Genomic DNA, 23,780 nt, shown 5'->3' with positions numbered 1-23,780 from the left:
GTCAGGCACCATCAAGTTTCCTGCCAAGTCTTCTGCGCCGGTCACGTTGATTGTGTAGTTTCCGTCACCGGTGGAGATTGTGAAGTTATACCAGCCAACCCATCTGGTTGAGTTTGACCAGCCGGTTGCGGTTATTGTGTACTCGGAGGTGTTCTGTATTTTGACGATTGGGCTGACTGAAACGTTCATCTCTTCGGAGAAGTCAAGTGTGAAGGTTACGTTTCCTGCGGCTAAGGGTGAGGTGTCGTTTAGAGCGAGGTTTGTTAAGGTGGGCGCTGTAAGGTCAATGGTAACTATTCGCTCATCTGTTTGAGTAAGGTTATTGTCCGTGTCATTAGCCCAAGCATAATATGTGTATGTGCCCTCAGACAGGCCAGATATGTTCTTGTAGAACAAATACCTGCTGGAGTTGTAAGAGCTTATTTCTGGGGAAGCGTTGGTGTAGCTAGTGTTGCTCCCATTCCAGTTAAGGATAAATTCGCTAAAGTTGCCCGTGTCTATCGTTGTGTTAATCTCAAACCATGGGTGGTTTATGGAGCTTGCATTCTGCTCGGTCGGGTAGACAAAGTCCAGCAGAATGCTTTCGCCAAATACAAGCGCCAAGCCAAAAATAGCCAGCAGGAACAGCAAAGAATATTTTTGGATATTGGAAACTCTGCAACAGCAGTTCATAATATAATCTATATATCTTATGAAAGAAGCCCTATTTTACGAAAAGCTTCCCGAAAAAAAGGTCCGCTGCCAGCTTTGTGCAAGAAGTTGCCTTATCGGCGAAGGAAAGGCAGGATTCTGCTCCGTAAGAAAGAACATTGAAGGAAAGCTGTTTTCGCTTGTCTATGGAAAGCTATGCTCAATTGCAGTAGACCCTATCGAGAAAAAGCCATTCTACCACTTCCTGCCAGGAACAAGAGCCCTGTCAATTGCAACCGTGGGATGTAACCTGGCCTGCAAGTTCTGCCAGAATTTCGACATCTCAAAACCCAAAGAGATATTTGGAAAAAATACTGGGCCAAAAGAAGTGGTTGAGGCAGCAAGGAAAAACAACTGCCAGTCCATTGCCTATACCTACACCGAGCCAACCGTATTCTACGAGTACGCCCTTGATGTGATGAAGCTTGCAAAAAGGCAGGGGCTCAAAAACGTCTGGGTCTCAAATGGATATACCCAAAAGGAGCCAATTGCAAAAATGTCCAAGTACCTTGATGCAGTAAACGTGGACATAAAAGGGGACGAGAAGGTCTACAGCTCACTCTGCCTTGCCTCCTTGAAACCAGTCCTATCAGCCCTTAAGGAATACAAAAAGCGAAAGGTCTGGATTGAAATAACTATGCTTATAATCCCTGGCCACAATGACTCTGAAAAATGGATGGGTGAAATTACAGAATGGGTAAGCGAAAATCTTGGAAGAGAAACGCCCCTCCACATCTCCAGATTTTTCCCGATGTACCTGATGACTGACGTTCCTCCAACGCCCCTTGAAACACTCAAAAAACTGCATAAGGTTGCAAAGAAAAACCTGGACCACGTCTACCTGGGAAATATTCCTGAAGACCTTAGCAGAGATACTCTCTGCGCTTCCTGCGGCGAGCTTATGGTTTCCAGGTCAGGATATAAAATTACTCCGCCCCCAAAAGCATGCAAAAAATGCGGCAAAAAGCTTGCGGGGGTTTATGCTTAATGTTTTATAATCCGCCCCACCTTATTCCTTATAGGTACATAGGCCAGAGCCAGATTCCAACAAGACACATCGTGACGTGTCTCCAAGCAAAAGGTAGCAGTCTTCATCTGTAACGCAGCTGCTTCCGGGCGCAATGCCAGAACACCTCCAGCAGGCATTTATGCAGTCTTTTGGAGTAGCAAGCGGGTTGTTAAGGTACCCTTTGCAAACATTAAGAAAATTCCAGTTGTCTAATGGCCCAAACGTATGCTGCCCGGAGTAGGAGGGCTCTACCCGCGATACTGCCTCCTCGCTGCACCCGTAAACTTCCGAAAGAATTTCGCAGCCCCGCTCAAACTCTGCCATTTCAAACCCAGAGGACGCTTCACTGCCCAGCCAACTGACAGACTGGCCAATCTCATAGACGCTACTCACTGTCCAGACAATAAAAAGCAGCAAAACCACAGTCAGGCAAATCAACCAACCGGAGGCATAATCTTGTTTTTTATCGCGCTTTTTACTCAAAAAGCCAAATCCCATAACAGTAAATCTCCTAATAAATAAAAACAAATTGAGCATAAGTACCCCTCTGTAAGCTTCCTTTGCCGTTCAAAGAGAGCCGTTTTTCGCCATTAGTTGTCCTGGAAGATTTCATCGAACTCCTCAAAGGGGAGTGAACCTTCAAATGGTTCCTGAAGTATTCCGAACTTCGAAAAGAGCGTTTCGCAGTTTATGCACCTTAGGTAGTGTCCGTCCTTTTCTCCCATTATCCCGCAAACGGGACAATGCCCTTCCCTAAATGTCAGGAACATACTTTTTCATAAAGAAAAATAATAAATCTCTTGGTGAAATCTAAAACGATAGTCGATAATCTGGATAGAAACATTAAAATAGAAAAAACAGTTCAAAATTACTTCTTAGGTACAACATCTATGCAGATGCCTGCAGCAACGGTCTGACCCATATCTCTCAGTGCAAATCTTGCAAGCTGAGGGTATGTGCTCTGCGTCTCAATTACCATGGGCTTTGTTGGCTTTACCTTGATGATTGCAGCGTCACCAGTCTTTATGTAGTCTGGATGTTCAGCAACGGTCTGACCTGTCTTGGGGTCCATCTTCTTGACAATCTCGGTAATTGTGCAGGTAACCTGGGCGGTGTGCACGTGGAACACCGGGGTGTAACCTGCCGCAATCACAGTGGGGTGGTTCAGGACAATAATCTGCGCCGTGAACTCCTCTGCAACTGTTGCCGGGCTGTTAGGGTCACAAAGAACGTCACCTTTCTTGATGTCATTTTTGCCGACTCCCCTGAGGTTAAATCCAATGTTATCACCCGCCTTCGCCTCTGTAAGGGCTTGGTGGTGCATCTCGATGGACTTAATCTCTGCCTTAACGCCTCCAGGCATTATGAGTACCGCTTGGTTTGGCTTGACAGTGCCTGTCTCAACCCTGCCTACTGGAACCGTACCGACACCAGTAATGGAATAAACATCCTGAACTGGAAGCCGAAGCGGCTTGTCCGTAGGTCTCTGAGGTGGGGTAATCTGGTCCAAGGCCTCCAATATTGTAGGTCCGGTGTACCAAGGCATGTTGGTGCTCTTCTTTGCTATGTTGTCTCCAACGTATGCGGAAGCAGGAATGTATTTAACTGTGTCTGGCTTGAATCCTGCGCCAGTAAGAAGCTTCTCAACCTGTCCCTTGATTTCATTGAATCGGTCCTGCTTGTACTCCACAGCGTCCATCTTGTTAATTGACACGATTACCTGGTTGATTCCAAGAATCTTTGCAAGGAACGCGTGCTCCTTGGTCTGGTCCTGGATTCCTTCCCTTGCAGAAACAACCAAGATGGCTACATCTGCCTGAGAAGTACCGACAATCATGTTCTTAACAAAGTCCCTGTGGCCAGGTGCGTCGATAATAGTGAAGTAGTATTTTGGAGTCTCAAAACTCTTGAATGCTACGTCTATCGTTACGCCCCTTTCTCGCTCTTCCTTCAAGCTGTCCATTACGAAAGCAAATTCAAAGGTTTCCTTTTTCTTTTCTTTTGCCTCATCCTTTAGCTTTCTCATGGTCTCCTCTCTAACAGCGCCGCTGTCGAAAAGGAGCCGTCCTACAGATGTACTCTTTCCGTGGTCGACGTGACCTATCGTTACTAGATTCACATGTGTCTTGTTTGATGCCATACCTATACTACCCTTCTAAAATATAAATAAGGAATTTACGGTGAAAGGGGGTTTTGTGCAGCTAGAATGAGTGCTTTGGGGGGTAAGTTGCAGTAAATCATTCTACAGTCACTGACTTTGCCAGATTTTTGGGCTTATCTATCTCGCAGCCCCGCGCGACCCCGGCATAATATGAAAATAGCTGCAGGGGAATCGTGCTAAGGATGGGGGTCAGCATCTCAATTGTCTTTGGTATATATAGGACATCATCAGCGATAGTCTTTATTTCATTGTTTCCTTCCGTCGCTATGGCAAGAATCCTTCCCTTTCTGGCCTTTACTTCCTCCATATTGGAAATCATCTTCCGATACACGCTGTCGCTTGGGACAACGCAGACACAGGGAAACTTTTCGGACACAAGAGCCAACTCGCAGTGCTTTGGTTCTCCGCCCCGGCATCCCTCGGCATGCACATATGCTGTTTCCTTAATCTTGTGGGCGCCTTCCCTTGCAACTGGATAGCTATATTTCCTGCCAAGATAGAGATAATTCTCAAAGCCCTTGTATTTCTCTGCAAGTACCCTCATAGAAGAGCAATTGTTGATTGTTTGCTGCACAAGCTGCGGAATCTTCTCCAGTTCCAGGGTAATTTTCCTCCCATCTTCACGTGAAAGCCCCCTCTGCCTCCCAAGGTAAAGGGTCATCAGTGAAAGAACCGCCAGCTGCGTCGTAAAGGCCTTTGTGGAAGCGACGCTTATCTCGGGCCCGGCATGAGTGTAGAGCCCTGCATCGGTTTCCCTTGCCTGGGTCGAATCAATTACATTTGTAATGCCTAGTGTCAGAATCCCCTTTGCCTTTGCATCCCTTATTGCAGCAAGCGTATCCGCAGTTTCTCCCGACTGGGAGATTGCAAGCATAGCGGACTTTCGGTCTATAGTCGACTTGCGGTACCTGAACTCGGAAGAAACATCCACCTTGGTCGTAATGCCAGCATATTCTTCAAACATCAGCTCTGCAATAAGCCCTGCATGCCTTGCGGTGCCGCATGCCACAACATAAATCCTCTCAATTTCCTTCAGACGCTCCTCAAAATTTTTCAGGCCTCCAAGCTGGGCTCTGCCTTCTTCTGGCATAAGCCGGCCTCTAAGGCAGTTTTTGATACTCTCCGGCTGCTCCAGTATCTCCTTTAGCAGATAATGTGGATGGACGCCCCTCTCCACATCTGCCAGTTTCCACTCTATCTCCCGAAAAGGCCTCTCGGTAAATATGAAGTGGCTTTCCGGAGTAAGAATTGACATTTCGCCCTCATTAAGATAGATTACTTTCCTTGTATGGGCAATCACTGCAGCAGGGTCAGAGGCAACAAGGAGCTCTTTTTCCCCGATACCTATCAGCAAGGGGCTTCCGCAGCGCGCTGCAACAATCTTGCCTGGGTCCTGCCGGCATATTGCCGCCAAGCCATATGTTCCCTTGATGCAGTTTAACGCTTTTCTTACCGCAATTTCAAGATTTCCGCTGAAAAACTTCTCTATAAGGTGTGCTACGACTTCTGTATCGGTATCGGAAGAAAATTTGTGGCCTTCCTGGACCAGTCCATCTTTCAAATACTTGTAATTCTCAATTATCCCGTTATGGACAACGAAAACATTGTTTTTACAGTCCGTGTGCGGGTGGGCATTTTTCTCTGTAACCTCACCATGGGTTGCCCATCGTGTATGCGCAATGCCAAGATTCCCCGAATGAGTTCCGACAGGCAAACTTTTATCCAAATCCGAAACCTTTCCGACCCTTCTGAATAGATGGGGATTGGCATTCCGGTCAAGCACGCAAAAGCCATAGCTGTCATATCCCCGGTACTCCATGCGCTGAAGCCCCGATATAAGGATTGAAAATGCCTCCCTTCTGCCTATGTACCCAATTATGCCGCACATGAATGACCTTGAAAATTTGGCATATATAGGAGCATATTACTAAATAGGGCATACTGGATAATACGGTGCATCCCACAACGTTGCATTATAATTGAATTGCTTCCTCTAGCGATTATCCGAGTGTCTTGAGGATGGGGCGGGTGGGGTTTGAACCCACGACATCACGGTAACTAAGTCCCAAAATGACCCTATTGGCCCTTTCAGGGATGCTTCAGCCGTGCGCTCTCCCAAGCTGAGCTACCGCCCCATAAAGTAAGGTGGAAATAAATTAATCAAATAAGCCCCAGAATCAGATATTATGGGTGTCAACATTTCGGAAATTCTGGTCTCCGAGCAGATTGAACTGCCCTCCCTTTCAGGCAAAGTCCTCGCAATAGACGCGCTCAACATGATTTACCAGTTCCTTGGAAACATCCGCCAGGCGGACGGAACGCCCCTTATGGACTCAAAAGGCCAGGTAACAAGCCACTTGTCGGGGCTCTTCTACAGGAACATCAATTTCCTGGAGAGGGGGCTGAAATTGGTCTATGTCTTTGACGGCAAGCCCCCAGAAGCAAAAAGGTCCGAGCTTGACAGCAGGATGGAGGCAAGAACGAATGCCAAAGAGAAGTGGGAAAAAGCCATGGAGGAGGGGCGGCTCGAGGAGGCAAGAAAGTACGCCCAGAGAAGCGCAGTCGTTTCCGACGAGATGGTGGAGGAAAGCAAAAAACTTCTGGAGTGCATGGGAATCCCTGTGATTCAGGCAAAAAGCGAGGGGGAGGCCCAGTGCGCCAAAATCTGCCAGGACGGAAAGGCATATGCCGCCGTAACACAGGATTTTGATTCCCTTCTTTTCGGCTGCCCGAAGACTATCCGAAACCTGTCAGTTTCAAAGGCAGAAACCCTACAGATGATTGAGCTTGCCCGGCAAAAGCTCACAAGAAAGCAGCTGATAATGATCGGCCTTCTCGTGGGAACCGACTATAACCCCAAAGGAGTCTCAGGGATAGGACCGAAAAAAGCCCTTGCCTTGGTCGAAAAATTCGGGACGCTTGAAGAGATAAAAAAGCAGGTGGCTTGGGAGTTCGAGATAGAAATGGAGGACCTCTTCGAGTTTTTCATGAACCCACCCGTAGAAGAAACTTATGATATTGTTTTTGGCAGGCCCGACAGGGAAAAGGTAATCGGGCTTCTCTGCAAGGAGCATGACTTCTCGGAAGATAGGGTAAACAAAGGTCTTGACAAGCTCGAAATGAAAAAGCCGGCGCAGACGAATTTACTTGGGTTTTGACTAAGAGCCTTTAGGCAATCGAATAAGGAGTGGGATTCGAACCCACGAAGTCACTTAGGCGCCAGTTCGACAAACTGGAGGGTTTGACCACTTACCGTATCCTGTCAAAAACAATGACTATAATAATCAATAATCTAAATATAACTATTCAAGCATTATTTCTTCTCTTCAATCTCTTTCTTGAACCTTCTTAAGGTACTAGGTGCCTGCTCGGGGGTAACCTTCAGGAATTTGGAGGTTTTCCGGATTTCCTTGAGTTTTTGCCACATATTCATAATTTTGAAGGTATTTTATTTTATAGCCCCGTGGTGTAGCGGCCAAGCATACAGGCCTTTGGAAATCAAAGGTTTGAGGCGGGAGAAATCCTTAGCCAATGATTGAAGCTAGCCTGTGACCGCGGAAATCCCTTTTCTTGATAAGAAAAGGTCTTACAACCCCCAAAAGAAAACTTTTCGCGGAATTCGAATCCGCGCGGGGCTATAAATTAACAATTTAGCCAAAGAGGGCAGTTCTTTCTTGGTGGTGTCGGACCTTCTTTCTTTTTAAGAAAGAAGGACTGACCGTGCGGGGCTATATTTCATCAAACTACTCCCTAATCTACTTAAGGTCCTGAAATTCCTCCACCACAGACCTGACCTCTGCACGCATCTGTTCATCAATCCTTCTTTTAGCTATCCTCTCAAGTTCCTCTCCAGCCCCCAATACCTTTTCTACGGTAGGCAGTATATCCCCTAGCGTTTTTCCTTTGCCAAAATTAAGCACTTTGTAGAGGGTTGTGCCGCTTGAATCCAAACCCTCAAGTTGTGCTACCCCTCTTACGACTTCTCCAGGAAACTTAAATGCAGTCCTTGCGGGACCTATTAAACCTCCAATTACTCCCACACCAATAACATCATAATCAAAATCGCTTCCCTTTGGAAACTTGTCCTCCTTCAAACCGGCAAAGTCAAATCCATAAGGGTACCATTCAGGCCTGGTACCCGACAGGTCAGGATAAAGCTCCAAGGCGCAACCTGGCGTCTGAAGCACGTCGTCTCCCGCTGCCACATACCTGGGAGCATATTCCACATACCGGGGTAAAACAAAACCAAGCCCCTCTCTTACAGGAAACGGCTCCCTGAAACCAGAAACCCTAGGAAAGCCAAAAAGGGCTACCCTATCCAGTACATCTTCCCGAGTTACCGCCTTTGCCATAATAAACTCCCTTCCGGTGGCTTATTAATATACCAAAGAGCGTGACAATAGCACTACAACAGTAGGGCTTTCAAAATATCCTGCAGTCAACTGCCACGCCCCGTCGGTCATTGATTATGAAGGGGTTAATGTCCAGGCTGCTAATCTCAGGGTGGTTTTCTGCGATTTCTGAAAGCTTCAGTATCGCGTCCTCCACGAGGGACAAGTCATAGCTTTTGCCCCGAAAGCCCTTCAGGACCTCGTAAATCCTAAGCTCTTTTATCATCTCTGAGGCATCCTGCCTTGTTAGCGGGACTGCACGGAAGGAAACGTCCATCATGACCTGGGTAAATATGCCTCCTGCCCCAGCCATTATCACCTTGCCAAAGGTCTCATCCGTATGTATTCCAAGTATCAGCTCTATGCCGGAAACCCTCTCCTGAACCAGTATGTCCTGGGTTTTTCCCATCTTGTGCCACGCCTCGCCAAACTCCCCAGGGCAGTGTATAATCCGCACCAGGTTCTGTTCAGACTTGTGCTCCAAAACATTTGCCTTGAGCACTACAGGAAACTCCTCAGGCATGCCCCGCACATGCTTAGTGCTCGCTATGCTGATTCCGTTATCCTTCAGAAAGTTAAGGCATTCGAGGAGGTCCATAAAGGTATATTATATATTAGGAATATTCAAAAATGCTCAGACGGCGCAGAAGCATGGCATAAAAATACAAATATGTTTGATTATGGACAAAGTTCTGGATTTGATAGTCAATGGTTCCGACTGGGAGTCCGCCCTGAAAGAAATAGTGCTCGAAAAAGGCATGGACCTCTGGAACATAAACATTGTGGTGCTTTCCGAAGCCCTTGTAGAGCACCTTTCAAAGCTTGAGACCATAAACTTCAGGATTCCGGCAAGGTTTATACTCATCTCAGCAGTCCTTCTCAGGATGAAGTCAGAAACGCTTATGGAAAAGCCGGTCCAGGAAAGAATCCCGGAAGTTCTTGACATAAACGGCATCAACCTGCTTGAAATGCCTATCAAGAGAATACCTGTGCGAAACATCACCTTCGAAGAGCTTACTTACGCCCTTGGAAAGATTGTAAAGGACACGCAGGTAAAAGAAGAAATACGCATAAACAAGGAGCACAAAATCGAGAACATAAAAAAGCTCCTGGAGCTTGACATAGACAACTATGTCGACAGGGTCTACAGGGAGCTAAGAAAAATAAGGAAAACTACCTACTACACCATCACAAAAGGAAAAGAGCAGCTGGAGTCTGCAAAGTATTTTGTCGCCATGCTTCACCTGGCAAACCAGCAGAAGGTTTCTGTCCACCAGGAAATTATATTCGAAGACATCGATATAGATGTCAGGGAAATGGAGGAAATAAAAAAGGAAATCGAGAGGTCTGAAAGCGAAAACACCCCTACTGACCCTCTTGCGGGCCTTGCAAACAGTCAAGCGAGCTGAATTTGCACGTTTAATCAATTTTCAGGCAATAAATTTATGCCTCTGTAGTGTAGTGGATAACATGCTTCCCTGCGGTCATCCCTTCAGCTTAATTGGCTAAAGGTCTGACAACCCCAAGAAAAAATTTCTTGGAATCAAATGGCAGCTAGGAGGTGATCCGGGGTTCGAAAAAACAGCCCTCAAATAACCCTAAGGCAGGGGGTTGAAGCGAAATTCCCCGCAGAGGCAAAACAACCCTTATTCTGCAGTTTTCTTTTTCTTCCTGTAGATAAAAAAGTAATATCCCAAGCCAATCAAAAGCAGGAGCAAAATCCCAATACCTATCCCGGTAGGGCTTGTAAGGAACCTTCCTGTAAATATATTGGTAAGCAAGTCGTCACCATTCTCGCTTGGGCTCTCTGTCTTAGGCGCGCAGTCTGCTTCGCATATTTCCCCGGGGCTGCATATGCCGTCACCGCAGGTAACTTCAACCGACGAGAAATCACACTCCTGTGACACTGGAGGCATATCATCAAATGTGGAGCAATCATTAAGGTCTATGCAAACCCTGGTCTGGAAACCATTTATGCACTCTGACCAGTCCTCACAAGTCCAGTTCTCGCTGCATTTTTCTGTTTTATTTACCGTAACCCACTCAAGCCCCTCGACATCATCCGAGCTTGATGAAGAAGAAGGGGTTATAGACGAGCTTGATGAATGGCTGGAACTGCTCGAGGAAGTGGTCTGGGCTGGAGGGCAATCTTCAGGGCAGGTGGAAGAAGACTCCTCTCCGTTGCATAGTGTGTCGCCACACGCGGGGCCAGCAAGCGTCAGGTCAAGCTGCTCGTGAGAGCCATCAGAAAAAACAGCCCCCTCCTGCGCTTCAACTGAGCCAATCTTAAACACGATTGTGTCGCCTTCATCTGCATCTGAAACAATAAGCTCATAGTAGCCAGGGCCAATCCTCTCCCCAACAAGGGTCGTGTCATACAACTCCCCGTCAATGTAAGCGCTTACGGGAGTCCCGTCAGGCGCAAGGTCGCTTCCTACATAAGCTCGTCCCCACCAGTCTCCCGGAAAAGCGGCAAATGCAGGAGCCACAGACACCAGAAGCAAGAAAAAACCAGCCAAAACAAGTTTTGCGTTCATCTTAAGTCACCTCACACAGGAATGCAATTATCATCCTGACTACAGTCAGGGTCATCACAATCAATCAATTCGTCGCAGTCATTGTCAAGTTCATCAGCGCAGCTCGTTTCGGTATCGTGCCAGCACTCGCACCTCCCGCAGGCAGCAGTGCCTATTGCATCGCCTTCAGAGGAGGCGCACTGGTTTTGCGAGGTTGTTGAGCCGCAGTAAGCGTCGCAGCCATAATTCCAGCTCGTAACGCTCTCGGACACAAATCTTCCGATTTCATAGCCCTGCGGCGTGCAGACATTGTCCATGCACCAGGAGTCATCCGCGCATATTCCATAATCGCAAGTAAGCTCCGGCTCGCAGGAAAGCTCATCTTCTGCGCCGTTCCCGCTTTCTTCCTCAGAGCATTCAGCTTCGCACTGCTCATCATCGCAGTCAACCAGGCCATCGCAATCGTCATCAATAGTGTTATTGCAAATCTCCTGCGCTGCAGGGCTTACTGCAGAATCATCATCATCGCAATCCCTCCCGGAAGTGCTTTCCGAGTAACCAATTGGGATTTCAGAGCCGTAGCATATCGAAAACAGGTCTTCTTCATTCTGGTTTTCCTCTCCCCAAAGGTGGAACCCATCCTCGTCACCGTCATAATAGAAGGTGCCAACCCTCCAGGAGGCGTTATTGCCATCGTTGCAGTCGACAGGACCGCAATCCTCTCCCTCTATGGAATAACCATCCCCATCAAGGTCTGTGCATGAATCAATCCTTGCATCCAGATCGTCTGAACAGGTCGCCTGAACAGACAAGTCATAAAGTATTGGTGACTCGGAACCTGCAACACCCTTCAAAGTAGCTTCAACCTGAAGATACCTTCCATCAGGTGTTGTGCTGAGAGAAACGCCATTTTGCGCAGTCTCCCAGGAGGACCAGGACAAATTATCTGAAGAACTTCTCACCTTCACGGTAATTGATGTCCCGTTAGGGGAATAGCCCGTCCAGGAAACCGCGTCAAAAGAAGTTCCGTTCTTTTTCGAGTCAAAGACAACCGTCCATACCCCAACTGAAATAGAGCCCCTAAGCCCGAGCCCGCTTGCATCACTATAGGTATATGGCTGAAGTCCCGTGTCAAACACACCTAAAGGAGACCCATCAGTTCCGTTGAACTTTGCCATCTTGCTGTCTCCCCTGTGAATTGCCCAGACATTATCATCACTGTCAACAACAGTGCCTCTTATCTCAGAGGCCACCTGTGCAGGAGCAAGCCATATCAAGCTTCCATCAGGCGCGTATTTTCCCATGCGGCCATCCGAGTTGCTGCCGGAAAGGATGTTCCCTTCTGAATCCGTCGCAACTCCATAAGAATAATAGTCTGAAGTTGCCGGCTGGCTGAAGGTCTCATCGGAAGAATTAAACTGAAGGTAAGGGTTATGGTACCCAAGATAAACCTGGGTGCTGCCCTCAGAGTCATATCCAAGAGCAATTCCATAGTTGCTGCCGCTGTGCGTATAAATCGTCCAGTTTCCTGTATTGGTGTCAAGCTTAAGCAGGTTATTGTCAAGGGATGCGCCCCAAAGGAAGCCATATCGGTCGACCAAAGCGCCATAAGGCGTGTGCGCCCCAACATAAATCGGGCCCTGAATTACACTTCCGTCAGTCCCGTTAAGCTTATAGTAGGACCTTTCATTGAAAAGGCCAAGCCAGATATTTCCTTCGAGGTCTATTGCAAGCCCCCTTCCAAGGCCACTTGAAGGCCCGACAGTCGCAACCCAGGCAACCCTCTCATCGGTTATCTCCTCGGGGTCAATCCTTTCGTTTCCATTTGTGTCATTCATTGGGAGCATTTCCCCCCCCTCGATTACTGAATTATTGTTTGCGTCATATGAAGTGTCCATTATCCCGTTTCCGTTCCTGTCAATCCAGTCATTTGCAAGAATCTTTATGACATCTGCCGGGTAATCGTCAAAGTGCCTGTTTGCGACATAGCAGTTTCCGTCAGTGTCAACTGCCGTCCTGGATGGGGCAGCGCCAGACCATGCCCCATGGTCAGCAAGAACTCCAAACCAGGTGTGGTACCTTGCAAGCTCCCTATTCTGCGAAGTGTCCCATTTCGAAACAGAATCTTCCCCGGCATTTGCAACCCAAAGTATCGGGTAGGTCGTAACCTGCCCCTCAATAATCTGAAGCTGGTCTGGGACGGTGGTGTGTTCCAGACCCGACAAAGTGCCTTCATCGAAATCGGCATTAAGAGTATAACCTTTCTCGGAAACGCAGGAGTCATTTACCAGCTCAAGCGTGCATTCCTCTGAGCAACCATCTCCTCCCTGCGTGTTATTGTCATCGCATTCCTCAAACCGCTCCGTGATGCCATTTCCGCAAACGGAAATCTCAAGGCCATCCTCTCTATCCAGGCACTCCGTATCGTAAGGGTAATCCCAGTACCCATCAGCATCGTTATCGAGCCGGTCCCAGCACTCCGTAAGATCCATGGAGCAGCCCTCCCGAAGGTCATTGAAAATGACAAAGTAGCTCATGTACCTTGCGTCATCCTTGAGCTTTATATAATACTTTCCGGGACCCTGGTCAAAATCATTCAGGCTGTTCATCGGCTCTCCTGTTTCGTTGTTCAGCCGCTCAGGGTCATAAGAGGTCCAGTCCCCAGTAAGGTAGTCCTGGAAGTAGATGATATCATACTGTCCTTCCATGAGCTTCATGACATTCCACATTCTCGAGTCGTTTGTGTACAGGTCCACCATCATCTCAGGTATCTCTACTGAACGCCACTCCCAGCCAAACATTCCTGAGTACTTTATTGGAACCTTGCATTCCTCACCCGGAAGATTCTCATGGACCACGAAAGTCTCTATATCTTCAACTGTGTTTCCCAGGCAGTCCGTGACCCTCACTTTCAGCCGGTGGGTGGAGTCGCCAAGAAGGTTAAACTCTCCAGTGTAAGTCTTCCAGCTGTCCCAGATTCCGCTTCCATCGTACCATATGCTGTACTCGATCTTTGTCCTTCCCGAAGCGCACGGCTCAAGAGCATCGTAAGTCCCATCAAGGCTTATCGGAGTATCGGTGGTAATATCCCAGGCATCCTCTCCGGTCTGAGGGTTTTTGCCCATGTAAATACTTGGCCAGCCGACTTCCTTCAGGATTTCAGGCGCGTGGTTGTCGACCCTGTGGTACTGAATGTGTACCTTTTCTATATTTTCAACCCGGTCGACGGCATACCAGACAATTTTGTGAAGGCAGTCCTCGCCAAGAGTTAGGGTAGTGTTTAGTTCTGAGCTTCCGTTTGCAGGCACGTCCTGTTCATCCAACTTCACCCACTCATCTCCAGTTCCGTCCTCGCTGTACCAAACCTCATAGTGAAGGTGGTCAAGCCCTGATGAGCAGTTAGTCATCCCCTCAACCGCTGAGAGTGTTATGGTAGAGTTGCTTGTAAGCCAGAAGGACTCTATTTCCTCATCAAGAGTGAGGTTGAATAGCTCTAGGTCCTCTTCAGTTGCATTGCACATCGACCCTTCAATCAGCTTGTAAGTCCTGGGTGGGGTCTGGTCTACCTTGTGGTACTGTATATGCTCATCTTCAGGGTTTCCAAGAAGGTCTACTGCATACCAGACAATTTTGTGAATGCAGTCCCGCTCAAGGTTAATTGTAACGATTGAAGAGGAGGCATTTTCATCATCAATCTTCATGTCGACTTCTCCGTCACCGTCAGAGTCCCACCAGAGTTCGTAGTGTATGTAGTCCACGCCAACAGCGCAAGGGCTTGCCTCATCGACTGCCAAAAGTATTATATCAGTTTCATTTGAAACCCAGTAATTTTCCCAGTAGGGATTTGTCTTGTCTGTGTCGTCCCAGGTAGGGCCATCGAAAGTCTTTGTTGTAACCGGCGGCGTTGAATCGACCCTATGGTATTGGGACCGCTTTTCCTCAGTGTTTCCAAGCATATCCACTGAGTACCACTCAATTTTGTGAAGGCAGTCCTCATTAACCGTGAAGTTTACATAGCTTCCTGTAACGACGCTCCAGTTGCCCATCTCCAATCCATCGACCATTTCGTCTCCGTCCATGTCCTTTCCAACCCGGTACCACAACTCTCTTATGCCGACAGCACATGGCTCTATTGTGTCTGTCGCGTTAAGCTCAACTACAGTCACATGGTCCCTCATCCAAAAGTTTTCTGCCTGCTCTTCAGTAAGCTCAAACTGCTCCTCGTCCTTTTCGGAGGCAGGATACTTCGGGCCGATAAAGCTCTTGACAGTAACCGGCGGCTGTGAGTCAACCCTGAAAAGTTCAGTATCGTTAACTACATTGCCTAAGGCATCACGGCAGGAAATGTGGAGCTCGTGAAGGCAGTCCTCAGTAAACACTATCGGCCCCCTGTATTCAAACGGCCCTTCCCAGGTCGTGTTGTTTACAAGGTACCAGTAATCGCACTGCACCCGGTCTATTGCGCAAACGTCTCCTCCATCAACAGGGTCGAGGGTGATATTTGTGTAGTGGTCGCGAAGCCAGTAATCGCAGCCCTCACCTTCAGTGCATTCAATCTTCGGCTCTCCGATAATCTTGTTCATTTCAGGTGGGGTTGTGTCCACCTTATCAATTTCAACCTGGGTCTCTTCCTTATTGCCAAGTGCATCGACGCAATACCACTCAAGCCGGTGAACCGAGTCCTCGCCATAATTTATCGCCCTTGTGTATTCTGTCCAGTCCTGGAAGAGGACATCATCCACAAAGTACCTGTAATAAATCTTAACGCCGCCCACGGGGTGAGGGGCCTGGTCTTCGCAGTAAAGCTCAAGAAGTGTATTCTGGGTAATCCACTTGTCGCAAACCTCTCCCTCTGTGCAGTTTACGTACGTGCCGTTAATATCCTTCCATGAAACCGGCGGCTTGGTGTCAACAGCGTCAATTTCTTCTGTAAGAGGGCCCGTGTTTTCAAGGGCGTCAGAGCACCAGTAAACCAGCTTGTGGCAGGAATCCCTGAAGCTTGTAAATGACTTGTAGCCATCGGTGACTCCACTTGCAAGCTCCTCCCAGTCCGGCCTGATACACTCCTCGCTCCAGTATAAAGTCCAGTTAAGCGTAACGTCGCCGACAGGGTGGGGCATGACATCCGTGCAGTTGAGTGTGATGTTTGAAGTGCCATTGAGGTACCAATCAATAGTGCTGTTTCCCATTAGGGCGCCGTTCACTTGCTTTACTACCTCAGGCGGGCTTGAATCAACCATGTCAAGCTCGGTTCTAACTTCTTCGGCATTTCCAAGGGCGTCTATGCAGTACCACTCGAGCAGGTGGAAAGAATCATTTTCGTACGAAAATGTAACCGGGTTTGTGCTTTTTATCCAGGTTCCGGAAATCCAGGTGTCTCCTGTAGCATTCTTCCAGTCGATTTTGTAGAATAAATCAACGTTTCCGACCGGGTGTGGTAGAGAGTCCCGGCATTCCAAGGTGACCTCAGTTTCAGTTGTCACATAATAGCAGCCATCCGAGTAGTTACCCTCACCAATCTCCCTGCAGTCAGTTTCTATCTGAGGCCCCTGAATGCCTTTCACGCTTACCGGCGGCTCGTTATCCACGAATACGCACTGGGCTTTTATTCTCTCGCGGTTTCCAAGCCTGTCTTCAGACCAGTATTCTATAAGGTGGCATGAGGTTTCAGTCTTGTAGAACGGGGCAGTATATTCTGTCCAGCCCTCATCCTCGAAGTCATGGACTGGCTGGCAGTTTAGAGGCGCTTCCTCGCACATATAATCGTTAACTATCGTGTTCATCCAGTAAGTCTTATCGACTCCGACTGCGCATATTTCGCCGCCGTCAGTTGATTCCAATGTGACGGGAGTGCTGGAGTTTATCCACTTGGGGTATGAGCCATCAGTATCGAACAATGGCCAGCCATAAGTCTTGTTAGTTTCAGGCGGGGTTGTGTCCACCTTGTCGACCTCAACCTGCGTTTCTTCCCTGTTTCCAAGAATATCCGTGCAGTAATATTCCAGTGTGTGAACCGAGTCTTCAGGATAGCTGAAAGCATCATATCCTCCAAACACCTCATTCCAGCCGGTAAAGTTCCCACCATCCACCTTATACCTCCAGTAAAGAGTTACTCCGCTGACAGGGTGAGGGTCAGTATCTGTACAGTTAAGGATAATTGTCGACTCCTGGGTAATCCACCAGTCAAAAGTCTGGCCGTCGCCTTCAAGCCTTACTCCTTCAATTGTTTTTTCGGTTTTCGGCTCCGCAGTGTCAACTATGTCAAGCTCGTAGTGGTGAGTTTCCGCGTTTCCACACGAGTCTTCAGAATAATATTCTATCTCGTGTATTGAGTCTTCTCTCAGGACAATCGGCTCCCTGTAAAGAGTCCAGATTGACCAGTCCTCCCAAGGGCTTGTCCAGTTATTTCTCCATCTGATTCTGTACCAGGTTGTCAGGGATTCCGCCCGGCAGGATTCGTTCTGGGACCCAAGGTCATCAAACCCTTCGAGAAGAATCTCGGTTCCCTGCACGGTGTAAAAGCACCCTGCGTCAAGCGCGTTGCCCTCGCCGTCATCTGCCAAATCGCAAGGAATAACCGTTCCATTAATCATCTTGTTTGTCCTTGGAGGGGTCTTATCAAGTATAAACTTGTGCTGGTAGTTGGGGCTTGGCTTTCCCCAGTTTCCAGCATCATCCACTCCGTGAAGCCGCACCCAGTGGCAGCCATCAGACACATTTGTGACGTCTATAGTGGCATTCAGGTTAGCGCAAAAATATCTTCCTTCGGGCTCTTCAAGTACATATTGGCTCTGCACATACATCAAAAGGCCCTGCCCGCCAGGAATCCAGTCCGTAAATATGTCAAAATAATATTCGCCGCCCACAACATCCGACTCTGCGTCACAGACCTTTGCGTTCAAAGTCCTGTTCTGGTTGCATATATAAGGCGTAAGCGTAACATTTGTCGGGTCAAGCGGAACCTGGGTATCCACATTTATGCAGTCGCAGTATATATTGCCCCAGTAGCCAGCGTCGTTTTTGCCCCTTATGGAAAAGCAGTAAAGCCCGTCGTTTTCCTCATTAAATGTGTGAGTTGTGTTTACCAATTCCACAAGCCCGCCAAAAGAGCCGTCAAGCGCACCCATAGGCGTTCCCCTCTCAGTGTCCGGAGGATAATAGCAAACATTCTTTGAAACAAAATATTCCGCAGCAGAAACATTCGAGCAGTCCTCTGTTTCAAGGGCGCTGATGTTTACCAGCCACTTTGCTGGAAGTGGCCCTGGAAGGAATTGAGGTGGAATCGGGTCAGCAGTGAAATTACTGGTTACAGGCCCAATCATGTCCACAGGGCCAAGAATCTCATCGCAAACAAGCCCCGGGCAAGACATTTCTGCGCTTGTAACCTGGCAGCCGTTTTCGGTGCAGGACTGCTCGCCATAGTAGCAGGTTCCATTATCTTCAGTCCCAGGTGGTGGGCAGAACTGGGACAAGTAACCGCATAAGCATGAGGAATTGCATTCTCCGCCATAGTAGCAGTAATTCTCATCCTGCTTTGGAAGGCATGGAGTCTCAGTATCGCACTCGGCTCCGCATTCGACCGAGCAGCCATTCCAGGCGCATTCAGCAGACTCGCTTATGCAGTTTCCGAGAGGATAATAAACATTCCTGAAAGGGTTGTTGCAGGAAGGGCACCACTTGCAGCCCTCATCTTCCTCACAGGACTCTGAATTGGAGTGCTCGCTGCACAAAACCCCGCTGTTGTTAAATTCACAGTAAACCGCATCATTTGGACCAATCACTATTCCAGTAACCGTTCCAACGCCAGGCGTTCCCACCGGATTTTCATCCTGGTCTTTGCAAGCTGCGCTGACAAAATTATATCCCTGCTTGGGAGTTTCTGTTATGTCCACAGTTGAAACCGTGTCTGTTATGTTTATGTCAAAAACCGGGTCTATGAAGCCATCTTCACCGGTTGTGGAAGTTGCCGGGATTGATTCTCCATCGGTTACGCTTGCCGAAAATTCCCAGCCGCCTGCAGGGCTTCCGTCAACCAGCTTCCTTACTGTTATCGTGCCTCCGCAAAGCTCATCGGCAAGGTCAGCCAAGTCATCCGCAAGGGTGTCAAATCCTGAGGAATAGTAGGCATCCTCGCTTGAGATTGCTTTAAGGTTGGAAGCGCCGTCACCTGTAACGCCAATTCCAAGAGTGATTATCCTTACGCCAGACAGCTTTAACTGGTTTGCCCTTTCTATAGCTGCAGCAAGAGACTCGGGCTCTCCATCCACTGCCGGGTCGCCATGGCGGTTCGGCTGCCCGTCAGAAGCAAAAACGTACAAGTCCGGCTTTGGCGAGTTGTCAAACTCATCCTGCGCCTCCTTTAGCCCATCGTCCCAGTTGGTGTAGCCATCGCTTGTCGACACCGAATCAATTGCATTCTTTATTTCGGTTGCGTCTCCGCTATAGTCCAAAACAAGGTCTCCATCAGTATTGAACTTGACAACCGCTATGTGGGTGGGGGTATCCGGCAGGAAAGCGTCAACAAAGCCCTTAAACGCGTTTTTCATTGCCGTGAGCTCCGAGTTGTCAATGCTCCCGGAATTGTCTATAATAAGCGCAATATCTATTCCGCAAGAGCTTGGAAGGGCAGGATTATACACCAGGCACTCACTCGGCTCACCTGTGCAGGACCAACCGGCTTCAATGGCGCAGGATGAGCCGCATCCATCGGAGTCATCAGTGTTGGCATCATCACACTCCTCGGTTGCAGTTATTATGCCATTTCCGCACACTTCTGCGCAAGAGCTTGGCTCACCAGCGCAGGACCAGCCGGATTCCACCTGGCAGGAAGACGAGCAGCCGTCAGCATCGTCGGTATTAGCATCATCGCAGGATTCGGGCGCTTCAATCTCCCCATCGCCGCATACGGCGTCAGATGTGACTGTTATGCCGTCGATTAAAGTATAGGTATTGCTTGGGCTGCTTCCTGTACAGTCATTGTTAAGATAAGCGATAAAACTGGCATCATAAACGCCGGGCGCAGAAGGGGCTGTTATTGAAAAGGGCTCTGTATAAGTGTGAGTTCCTGACTCAGTGTGGTCTGGCGTATCCACGCACACGGCGCTTTCACCCTCAATCTGGTACATTGTGGAGCGCCAGTAGCTGCCGGATGTCGAAACAAGGGTTACCGCAGCAGTAATGGAAGCGCTTGGAAGAACTGAAACGCTGCTTAAGCCGTCAAGAGTCACGTTTGTAATATTCCGGCCATCCATGAAGCAGAATTCCGCATAATTTTTGCCGTCAGTCACCCGGACGGTGTAATTTCCGGTTATGCCGTTAAGAAGGTAAAGATAATCAAAAAAAGACCCTTCCCTGTCGGATATCAGGGTGCCATTCAAGAACCTAAAATAGCAGGAAGAAGAGCCGCAGGAGTCGGTAACACGGTCCGGCCGGGTAATCGTAATATTTAATGGTGCCTTTGGCAGAAAGCCGTGCCCGGTAATATTCACAGTCTCTCCCGGCTCGTAATCCGGCTTATCTGTATAAATTTCGGTGCCTGTGGTGCAAAACGCCGAATAAGTGTCCGCATTAACGCAAAAGGCGAGCAAAATAAGCGTTATCAGGCATAGACTCAATTTAAATGAAGCGCTCGACCCCTTTTTCCAAGGCAGTGACATCTTGCTCTCTACTAATTAGGATAATGTCATATATATACTTTTTAGCAGTTGTAGCCGTAATGTAATGCCTGGCTAAAGTATCTTTAGGTAGTGAATGTGAAAATGGGCAAAGAACCAATCAAAATAACGCTCTTGCCGGCAGGCAGAAAAACAAGGAAAATAGGCAAATAACGCACATATATTTATGGCTTGCAAATGCGGCAGGGAAACTTATTTTACGAGGACCTACGAGGGCACGGAACTGTGCAGAAAATGCTTCGTGCAGTCCATTGAAAAGAAAGTAAAAAGGGTCATAAGGACCAATAATCTGCTCTCCAGGGGGGATAAGGTAGGCGTTGCGCTTTCGGGGGGAAAAGACAGCTCCAGCGCACTCTACATCCTGGCAGAGATTGTAAAGAAAAGGCGCGACATGGAGATATTTGCGGTTTCAATTGACGAGGGCATCGGAGAATACCGGCTTAAGACCATCAGGAAAAGCTCAATTTTGTGCAAAAAGCTTGGCGTGCCCCATTACGTGTACTCCTTTGAAGAGGAATATGGGGGGCCACTCCCCGAACTGATGAAGCACAATCCAGAGCTGAACGCATGCACCTTTTGCGGCGTTTTAAGAAGGGGGCTTTTGAACCGAAAGGCGCGGGAGCTTGGGGCCACAAAGCTTGCGTACGGCTTCAACCTTAATGACGAGGCAGAATCGGTCTTCATGAATTTCGTCTTTGGAAACCTCGATAAATTCATACGGCTAGGGCCTATCGTGAAAAACAAAAAAATCGAGAAATTCGTGCCGCGGCTTAAGCCACTGCGGGAGATACCTGAAGAGGAGCTTTTCCTTTACTGCGATGCCCTGAAAATCCCTTATTACGGCAAAAAAAGGTGCCCTTATGGAAAAGAGTCCGTCAGAAAGACCATCAGAAAGTACCTCTACGACCTTGAGAAAAAGTACCCCGGAACTCTCTTCCAGATTGTGAAATTTGCCGATATCATCATACCTCCCTTAAGGGAGAAGTTTCAGAAAACCGGAAAAGCCGCAGAATGTGAGAGTTGCGGAGAGATTACGTCCAAGGAAATATGCAAGGTATGCGAACTACTTGAAAAAGTGCCCCACAAAAAAAGAAAGGAAGCCAAAAAGCCAGAGTAACCCTTCCGGACTATACCTGCCCCAGCTTATCCACTTCCTTTTTCAGGATTGTTAGTTCCTTGCTCAGGTCGGAAATGACATCCCCCAGCTTTGTAAGCTCAACCTCGCTGTCCCTCGTGCCTTCCAGCTGCATGCCTCTTGGCTTCAGAAGCCCTGAAGAAAGCTTCGAAGAGGTTGCAATCGCCTTTTTCTGCAGTTTCTCGATTGCAGAGATATTCATGACCCTCACCTGTTCAAGCTCAGAAACGAGCTCCAGGAGCCGTGTCATGCCTTTTAGGTAATTTTCAAGGTCGTTTAGATGCTCGAGCGTTTCCCGGTATTTTCCGACCTTTACGAAAAGAGGCGCAAAGTCCCCAGTGCTTCGCCCGATTCCATCCTCCTCTGCGGGAGGCGACTGTTCTGCACCTGGCTGGCCAACGGATTCCATTCTTCTGTCGCCTCTTGGCATTTCTTCTGCTTTGGGCATTTCAGGCGGGTTTGCGTGAATCTCAACAAGCTCAAGCTCGTGCTCTCCCTGGAAAGACGGATTTCCCTGCGGCCTTGGAGCAACCATTCCTGCAGTGCCTGGCGCAGGGCTTGCGGCGGGCGGCCTTTGCTGTTGCTGTCCTTGCTGCCCCAGAGAACCGCGGCACTTCTCAAGATAATCGATGAAAACCGGCTCGATTGCAGCATACTCATAGCCCTCCTTCTCAAGTAAATCATATATTTCATCGAGCTTCCTGCCTTTCGCGTGAAGATCTCCAATCTTGCGGTAAATTTCCCCGGCCAGCTCTCTTGCGTCTTTCTGCTTGTTGGGCTTTACTGCTCCTGTTTCTTCGTCTCTTGAAACATAATTCCTGCTTGTCGGGGTCTCTACCCTGTTGGTAACGCTGTTTTCGGTTTTAGGATTAAGGTCAATCAAAGTGGGAAGCTTGAAACCAACTGCGCCATGCTTGATTTCCTTAACATACTCTGCTTCCCCCATACACAATTTTGGATTCTTTTATATATTATGCGAGATTTTGAGCTTTTGGGGCTCCTGTACGCTTCCGGCTCGGTTAAGCTGGGCAAAGGCCACCGGATAGAATTCCAGACAAAGCGGGAAGAATTTTCGGAAATTGTCTTTTCCCGCCTTATTGAATTTGGAAAAGCCCGGATAAAAAAGGGAAAAGCAATTGAGGTGTCGCTTAGCCAAAAAGAAGAGGTCGAAGGCCTTTTGAAAAAAATCGGCCTTTCGCTTCCCTTTGACAAGGAAAAACTGCCCACTGAAGCGCTGGACACTTCGGAAAAGAGGAGAGCTTTTCTTCGCGGGTTTTTTGAAGGCAAAAGTTCAGTCTCCTCGCAAAAACGGCTCATAAAAGTTTCCGGCGGCGTTGAGCAGCTTGAGGGGCTGAAAAAGCTGCTGGCACTCGAAGGCGTGATGTCCGGCATATACTCGACAGGAAAATACAAGTCACTCTACATCCAGGGAAAGATGCGCTGCGAGAGCTTCATGAAAATCGGCTTTCTCTCAAAAGAAAAAAACAACATGCTCGATGAAACAACAACATTCGGGAAGTGGAGAAAATTTTAGTCTATTGTCTCCAAAAACTCCTCCGCCACCTTCGGTATGTCTTCTACCAGGCCTATCCCCGTCCAGGGGTCGTCCTCGCTTACCAGGTTTACCACGACTATGTTTGCCCCGTTAAAAATCGCGCTGCTCGCCTCCTTGAGGTCGACTCCTCCCGCCGCAGAAATCAGGACATCGAACTTGCTTTTAATCTTGTTTATATGCCTGTACTTAATCACTTTTCCCCTTGTCGTCTCCTCGTCGCGGCCCCTGTGAAGCACCACAACCGACGGGGGCACCTTCAAGCCCAACAGAATTTTTAGCGGCTCTTCGACCCCGATAAGGTCAATCATCGAAACCATCCGGAATTCGCTGCACTTTTTTATGAACAGGTCAAGCGTTTCCTTTGAAGCGCTTCCAAGAACCGTTGCGGCAGTCGCTCCGGCGCGATATGCAAGCTCAACTTCACCGACTGCCCCGTCCATTGTCTTGAGGTCTGCAACAACCATGCCTTTCCAAAGCTCTGAAATTCTCCTTATCCCCCGAAAGCCCTCCTTCTTTATGAATGGAGTTCCCGCCTCGATAAGAATCCGCTCATTTGCAGGAATCTGCGGAAGTATTTCCTCGACAGAAGAAAGCCCGCCGTTAAACGCAATCTGAAGATACCTTATCTTTTTTTCAAGCATTTTTACGC

At 48.3% G+C, this 23,780-nt stretch carries 16 protein-coding genes and 3 tRNA genes; 7 read left to right on the top strand and 12 right to left on the bottom strand.

Annotated features, from left to right (window positions below; all coding sequences use genetic code 11):
* On the bottom strand, positions 1-672 hold a 672-nt coding region (locus JW727_04610; GenBank protein ID MBN2095303.1), incomplete at its 3' end, for a hypothetical protein.
* 19 nt (positions 673-691) lie between these two features.
* Here JW727_04610 and amrS point away from each other — a divergent pair.
* Entirely contained in the window at positions 692-1,678 is a 987-nt protein-coding gene (gene amrS / locus JW727_04605; GenBank protein MBN2095302.1) for an AmmeMemoRadiSam system radical SAM enzyme, read from the top strand.
* 21 nt (positions 1,679-1,699) lie between these two features.
* Here the strand turns inward: amrS and JW727_04600 are convergent, their stop codons facing one another.
* The 5 genes from JW727_04600 to JW727_04580 form a co-directional block, all read right to left on the bottom strand.
* On the bottom strand, positions 1,700-2,197 hold the full coding sequence (locus JW727_04600; protein ID MBN2095301.1) for a hypothetical protein: 498 nt from the start codon (positions 2,195-2,197) through the stop codon (positions 1,700-1,702).
* Between the two features lie 92 nt (positions 2,198-2,289).
* Positions 2,290-2,469 (bottom strand): hypothetical protein, encoded by a 180-nt coding sequence (locus JW727_04595; protein MBN2095300.1) that lies wholly within the window; start codon positions 2,467-2,469, stop codon positions 2,290-2,292.
* A 98-nt stretch (positions 2,470-2,567) separates the two neighbouring features.
* The gene (gene tuf, locus JW727_04590) at positions 2,568-3,839 is read right to left on the bottom strand and encodes a translation elongation factor EF-1 subunit alpha (GenBank protein ID MBN2095299.1); all 1,272 of its coding nucleotides are present in this window, start codon (positions 3,837-3,839) and stop codon (positions 2,568-2,570) included.
* Positions 3,840-3,936: 97 nt separating this feature from the next.
* Entirely contained in the window at positions 3,937-5,748 is a 1,812-nt protein-coding gene (gene glmS / locus JW727_04585; GenBank protein ID MBN2095298.1) for a glutamine--fructose-6-phosphate transaminase (isomerizing), read from the bottom strand.
* A 132-nt stretch (positions 5,749-5,880) separates the two neighbouring features.
* A tRNA-Phe gene (locus JW727_04580) sits at positions 5,881-5,995 on the bottom strand.
* A 51-nt stretch (positions 5,996-6,046) separates the two neighbouring features.
* On the opposite strand from JW727_04580, the gene JW727_04575 reads away from it, so the two are divergent.
* Together JW727_04575 and JW727_04570 are read left to right on the top strand one after the other, a co-directional pair.
* On the top strand, positions 6,047-7,018 hold the full coding sequence (locus tag JW727_04575; protein ID MBN2095297.1) for a flap endonuclease-1: 972 nt from the start codon (positions 6,047-6,049) through the stop codon (positions 7,016-7,018).
* Positions 7,019-7,317: 299 nt separating this feature from the next.
* Positions 7,318-7,498: transfer RNA gene (locus tag JW727_04570), tRNA-Gln, on the top strand.
* A gap of 117 nt (positions 7,499-7,615) precedes the next feature.
* Here the strand turns inward: JW727_04570 and JW727_04565 are convergent.
* Together JW727_04565 and JW727_04560 are read right to left on the bottom strand one after the other, a co-directional pair.
* Complete coding sequence (locus tag JW727_04565) at positions 7,616-8,212, bottom strand: hypothetical protein (GenBank protein ID MBN2095296.1); 597 nt, start codon at positions 8,210-8,212, stop codon at positions 7,616-7,618.
* Positions 8,213-8,282: 70 nt separating this feature from the next.
* The gene (locus JW727_04560; protein MBN2095295.1) at positions 8,283-8,849 is read right to left on the bottom strand and encodes an acetate--CoA ligase family protein; all 567 of its coding nucleotides are present in this window, start codon (positions 8,847-8,849) and stop codon (positions 8,283-8,285) included.
* 82 nt (positions 8,850-8,931) lie between these two features.
* Between JW727_04560 and JW727_04555 the strand changes: the two genes are divergently transcribed.
* Both JW727_04555 and JW727_04550 read left to right on the top strand, forming a co-directional pair.
* On the top strand, positions 8,932-9,660 hold the full coding sequence (locus JW727_04555; GenBank protein MBN2095294.1) for a hypothetical protein: 729 nt from the start codon (positions 8,932-8,934) through the stop codon (positions 9,658-9,660).
* A 38-nt stretch (positions 9,661-9,698) separates the two neighbouring features.
* Positions 9,699-9,888, top strand: a tRNA-Arg gene (locus JW727_04550).
* Between the two features lie 9 nt (positions 9,889-9,897).
* Here the strand turns inward: JW727_04550 and JW727_04545 are convergent.
* Positions 9,898-10,788, bottom strand: a complete 891-nt coding sequence (locus JW727_04545) for a hypothetical protein (protein ID MBN2095293.1) — start codon at positions 10,786-10,788, stop codon at positions 9,898-9,900.
* Positions 10,789-10,799: 11 nt separating this feature from the next.
* Entirely contained in the window at positions 10,800-20,423 is a 9,624-nt protein-coding gene (locus JW727_04540) for a VWA domain-containing protein (GenBank protein ID MBN2095292.1), read from the bottom strand.
* Positions 20,424-20,607: 184 nt separating this feature from the next.
* Between JW727_04540 and JW727_04535 the strand changes: the two genes are divergently transcribed.
* A complete protein-coding gene (locus JW727_04535) occupies positions 20,608-21,558 on the top strand; it encodes a TIGR00269 family protein (protein ID MBN2095291.1) in 951 nt (316 codons plus the stop codon).
* A gap of 10 nt (positions 21,559-21,568) precedes the next feature.
* On the opposite strand, the gene JW727_04530 is transcribed toward JW727_04535, so the two are convergent.
* Complete coding sequence (locus tag JW727_04530; protein MBN2095290.1) at positions 21,569-22,522, bottom strand: hypothetical protein; 954 nt, start codon at positions 22,520-22,522, stop codon at positions 21,569-21,571.
* A gap of 27 nt (positions 22,523-22,549) precedes the next feature.
* On the opposite strand from JW727_04530, the gene JW727_04525 reads away from it, so the two are divergent.
* On the top strand, positions 22,550-23,110 hold the full coding sequence (locus JW727_04525; protein MBN2095289.1) for a hypothetical protein: 561 nt from the start codon (positions 22,550-22,552) through the stop codon (positions 23,108-23,110).
* Here JW727_04525 and JW727_04520 read toward each other — a convergent pair.
* Positions 23,107-23,772, bottom strand: a complete 666-nt coding sequence (locus tag JW727_04520; GenBank protein ID MBN2095288.1) for a hypothetical protein — start codon at positions 23,770-23,772, stop codon at positions 23,107-23,109. The genes JW727_04525 and JW727_04520 overlap by 4 nt on opposite strands.
* Positions 23,773-23,780: the final 8 nt, after the last annotated feature.

It is taken from the genome of Candidatus Aenigmatarchaeota archaeon (assembly GCA_016932615.1).
Classification (GTDB): Archaea; Aenigmatarchaeota; Aenigmatarchaeia; order QMZS01; family QMZS01; genus JAFGCN01.
Note: the sequence above shows the minus strand (reverse complement) of the source record. Positions and strands in the feature narration are given on the sequence as shown.

Excerpts from the sequence above, each read along its gene's own strand:
- JW727_04535 (MBN2095291.1), top strand. The coding sequence starts at position 20,608 with ATGGCTTGCAAATGCGGCAGGGAAACTTATTTTACGAGGACCTACGAG.
- glmS (MBN2095298.1), bottom strand. The coding sequence starts at position 5,748 with ATGTGCGGCATAATTGGGTACATAGGCAGAAGGGAGGCATTTTCAATC.
- amrS (MBN2095302.1), top strand. The coding sequence starts at position 692 with ATGAAAGAAGCCCTATTTTACGAAAAGCTTCCCGAAAAAAAGGTCCGC.
- JW727_04575 (MBN2095297.1), top strand. The coding sequence starts at position 6,047 with ATGGGTGTCAACATTTCGGAAATTCTGGTCTCCGAGCAGATTGAACTG.
- JW727_04525 (MBN2095289.1), top strand. The coding sequence starts at position 22,550 with ATGCGAGATTTTGAGCTTTTGGGGCTCCTGTACGCTTCCGGCTCGGTT.
- JW727_04560 (MBN2095295.1), bottom strand. The coding sequence starts at position 8,849 with ATGGACCTCCTCGAATGCCTTAACTTTCTGAAGGATAACGGAATCAGC.
- tuf (MBN2095299.1), bottom strand. The coding sequence starts at position 3,839 with ATGGCATCAAACAAGACACATGTGAATCTAGTAACGATAGGTCACGTC.
- JW727_04545 (MBN2095293.1), bottom strand. The coding sequence starts at position 10,788 with ATGAACGCAAAACTTGTTTTGGCTGGTTTTTTCTTGCTTCTGGTGTCT.
- JW727_04600 (MBN2095301.1), bottom strand. The coding sequence starts at position 2,197 with ATGGGATTTGGCTTTTTGAGTAAAAAGCGCGATAAAAAACAAGATTAT.
- JW727_04555 (MBN2095294.1), top strand. The coding sequence starts at position 8,932 with ATGGACAAAGTTCTGGATTTGATAGTCAATGGTTCCGACTGGGAGTCC.
- JW727_04540 (MBN2095292.1), bottom strand. The coding sequence starts at position 20,423 with ATGTCACTGCCTTGGAAAAAGGGGTCGAGCGCTTCATTTAAATTGAGT.
- JW727_04595 (MBN2095300.1), bottom strand. The coding sequence starts at position 2,469 with ATGTTCCTGACATTTAGGGAAGGGCATTGTCCCGTTTGCGGGATAATG.
- JW727_04530 (MBN2095290.1), bottom strand. The coding sequence starts at position 22,522 with ATGGGGGAAGCAGAGTATGTTAAGGAAATCAAGCATGGCGCAGTTGGT.
- JW727_04565 (MBN2095296.1), bottom strand. The coding sequence starts at position 8,212 with ATGGCAAAGGCGGTAACTCGGGAAGATGTACTGGATAGGGTAGCCCTT.
- JW727_04520 (MBN2095288.1), bottom strand. The coding sequence starts at position 23,772 with ATGCTTGAAAAAAAGATAAGGTATCTTCAGATTGCGTTTAACGGCGGG.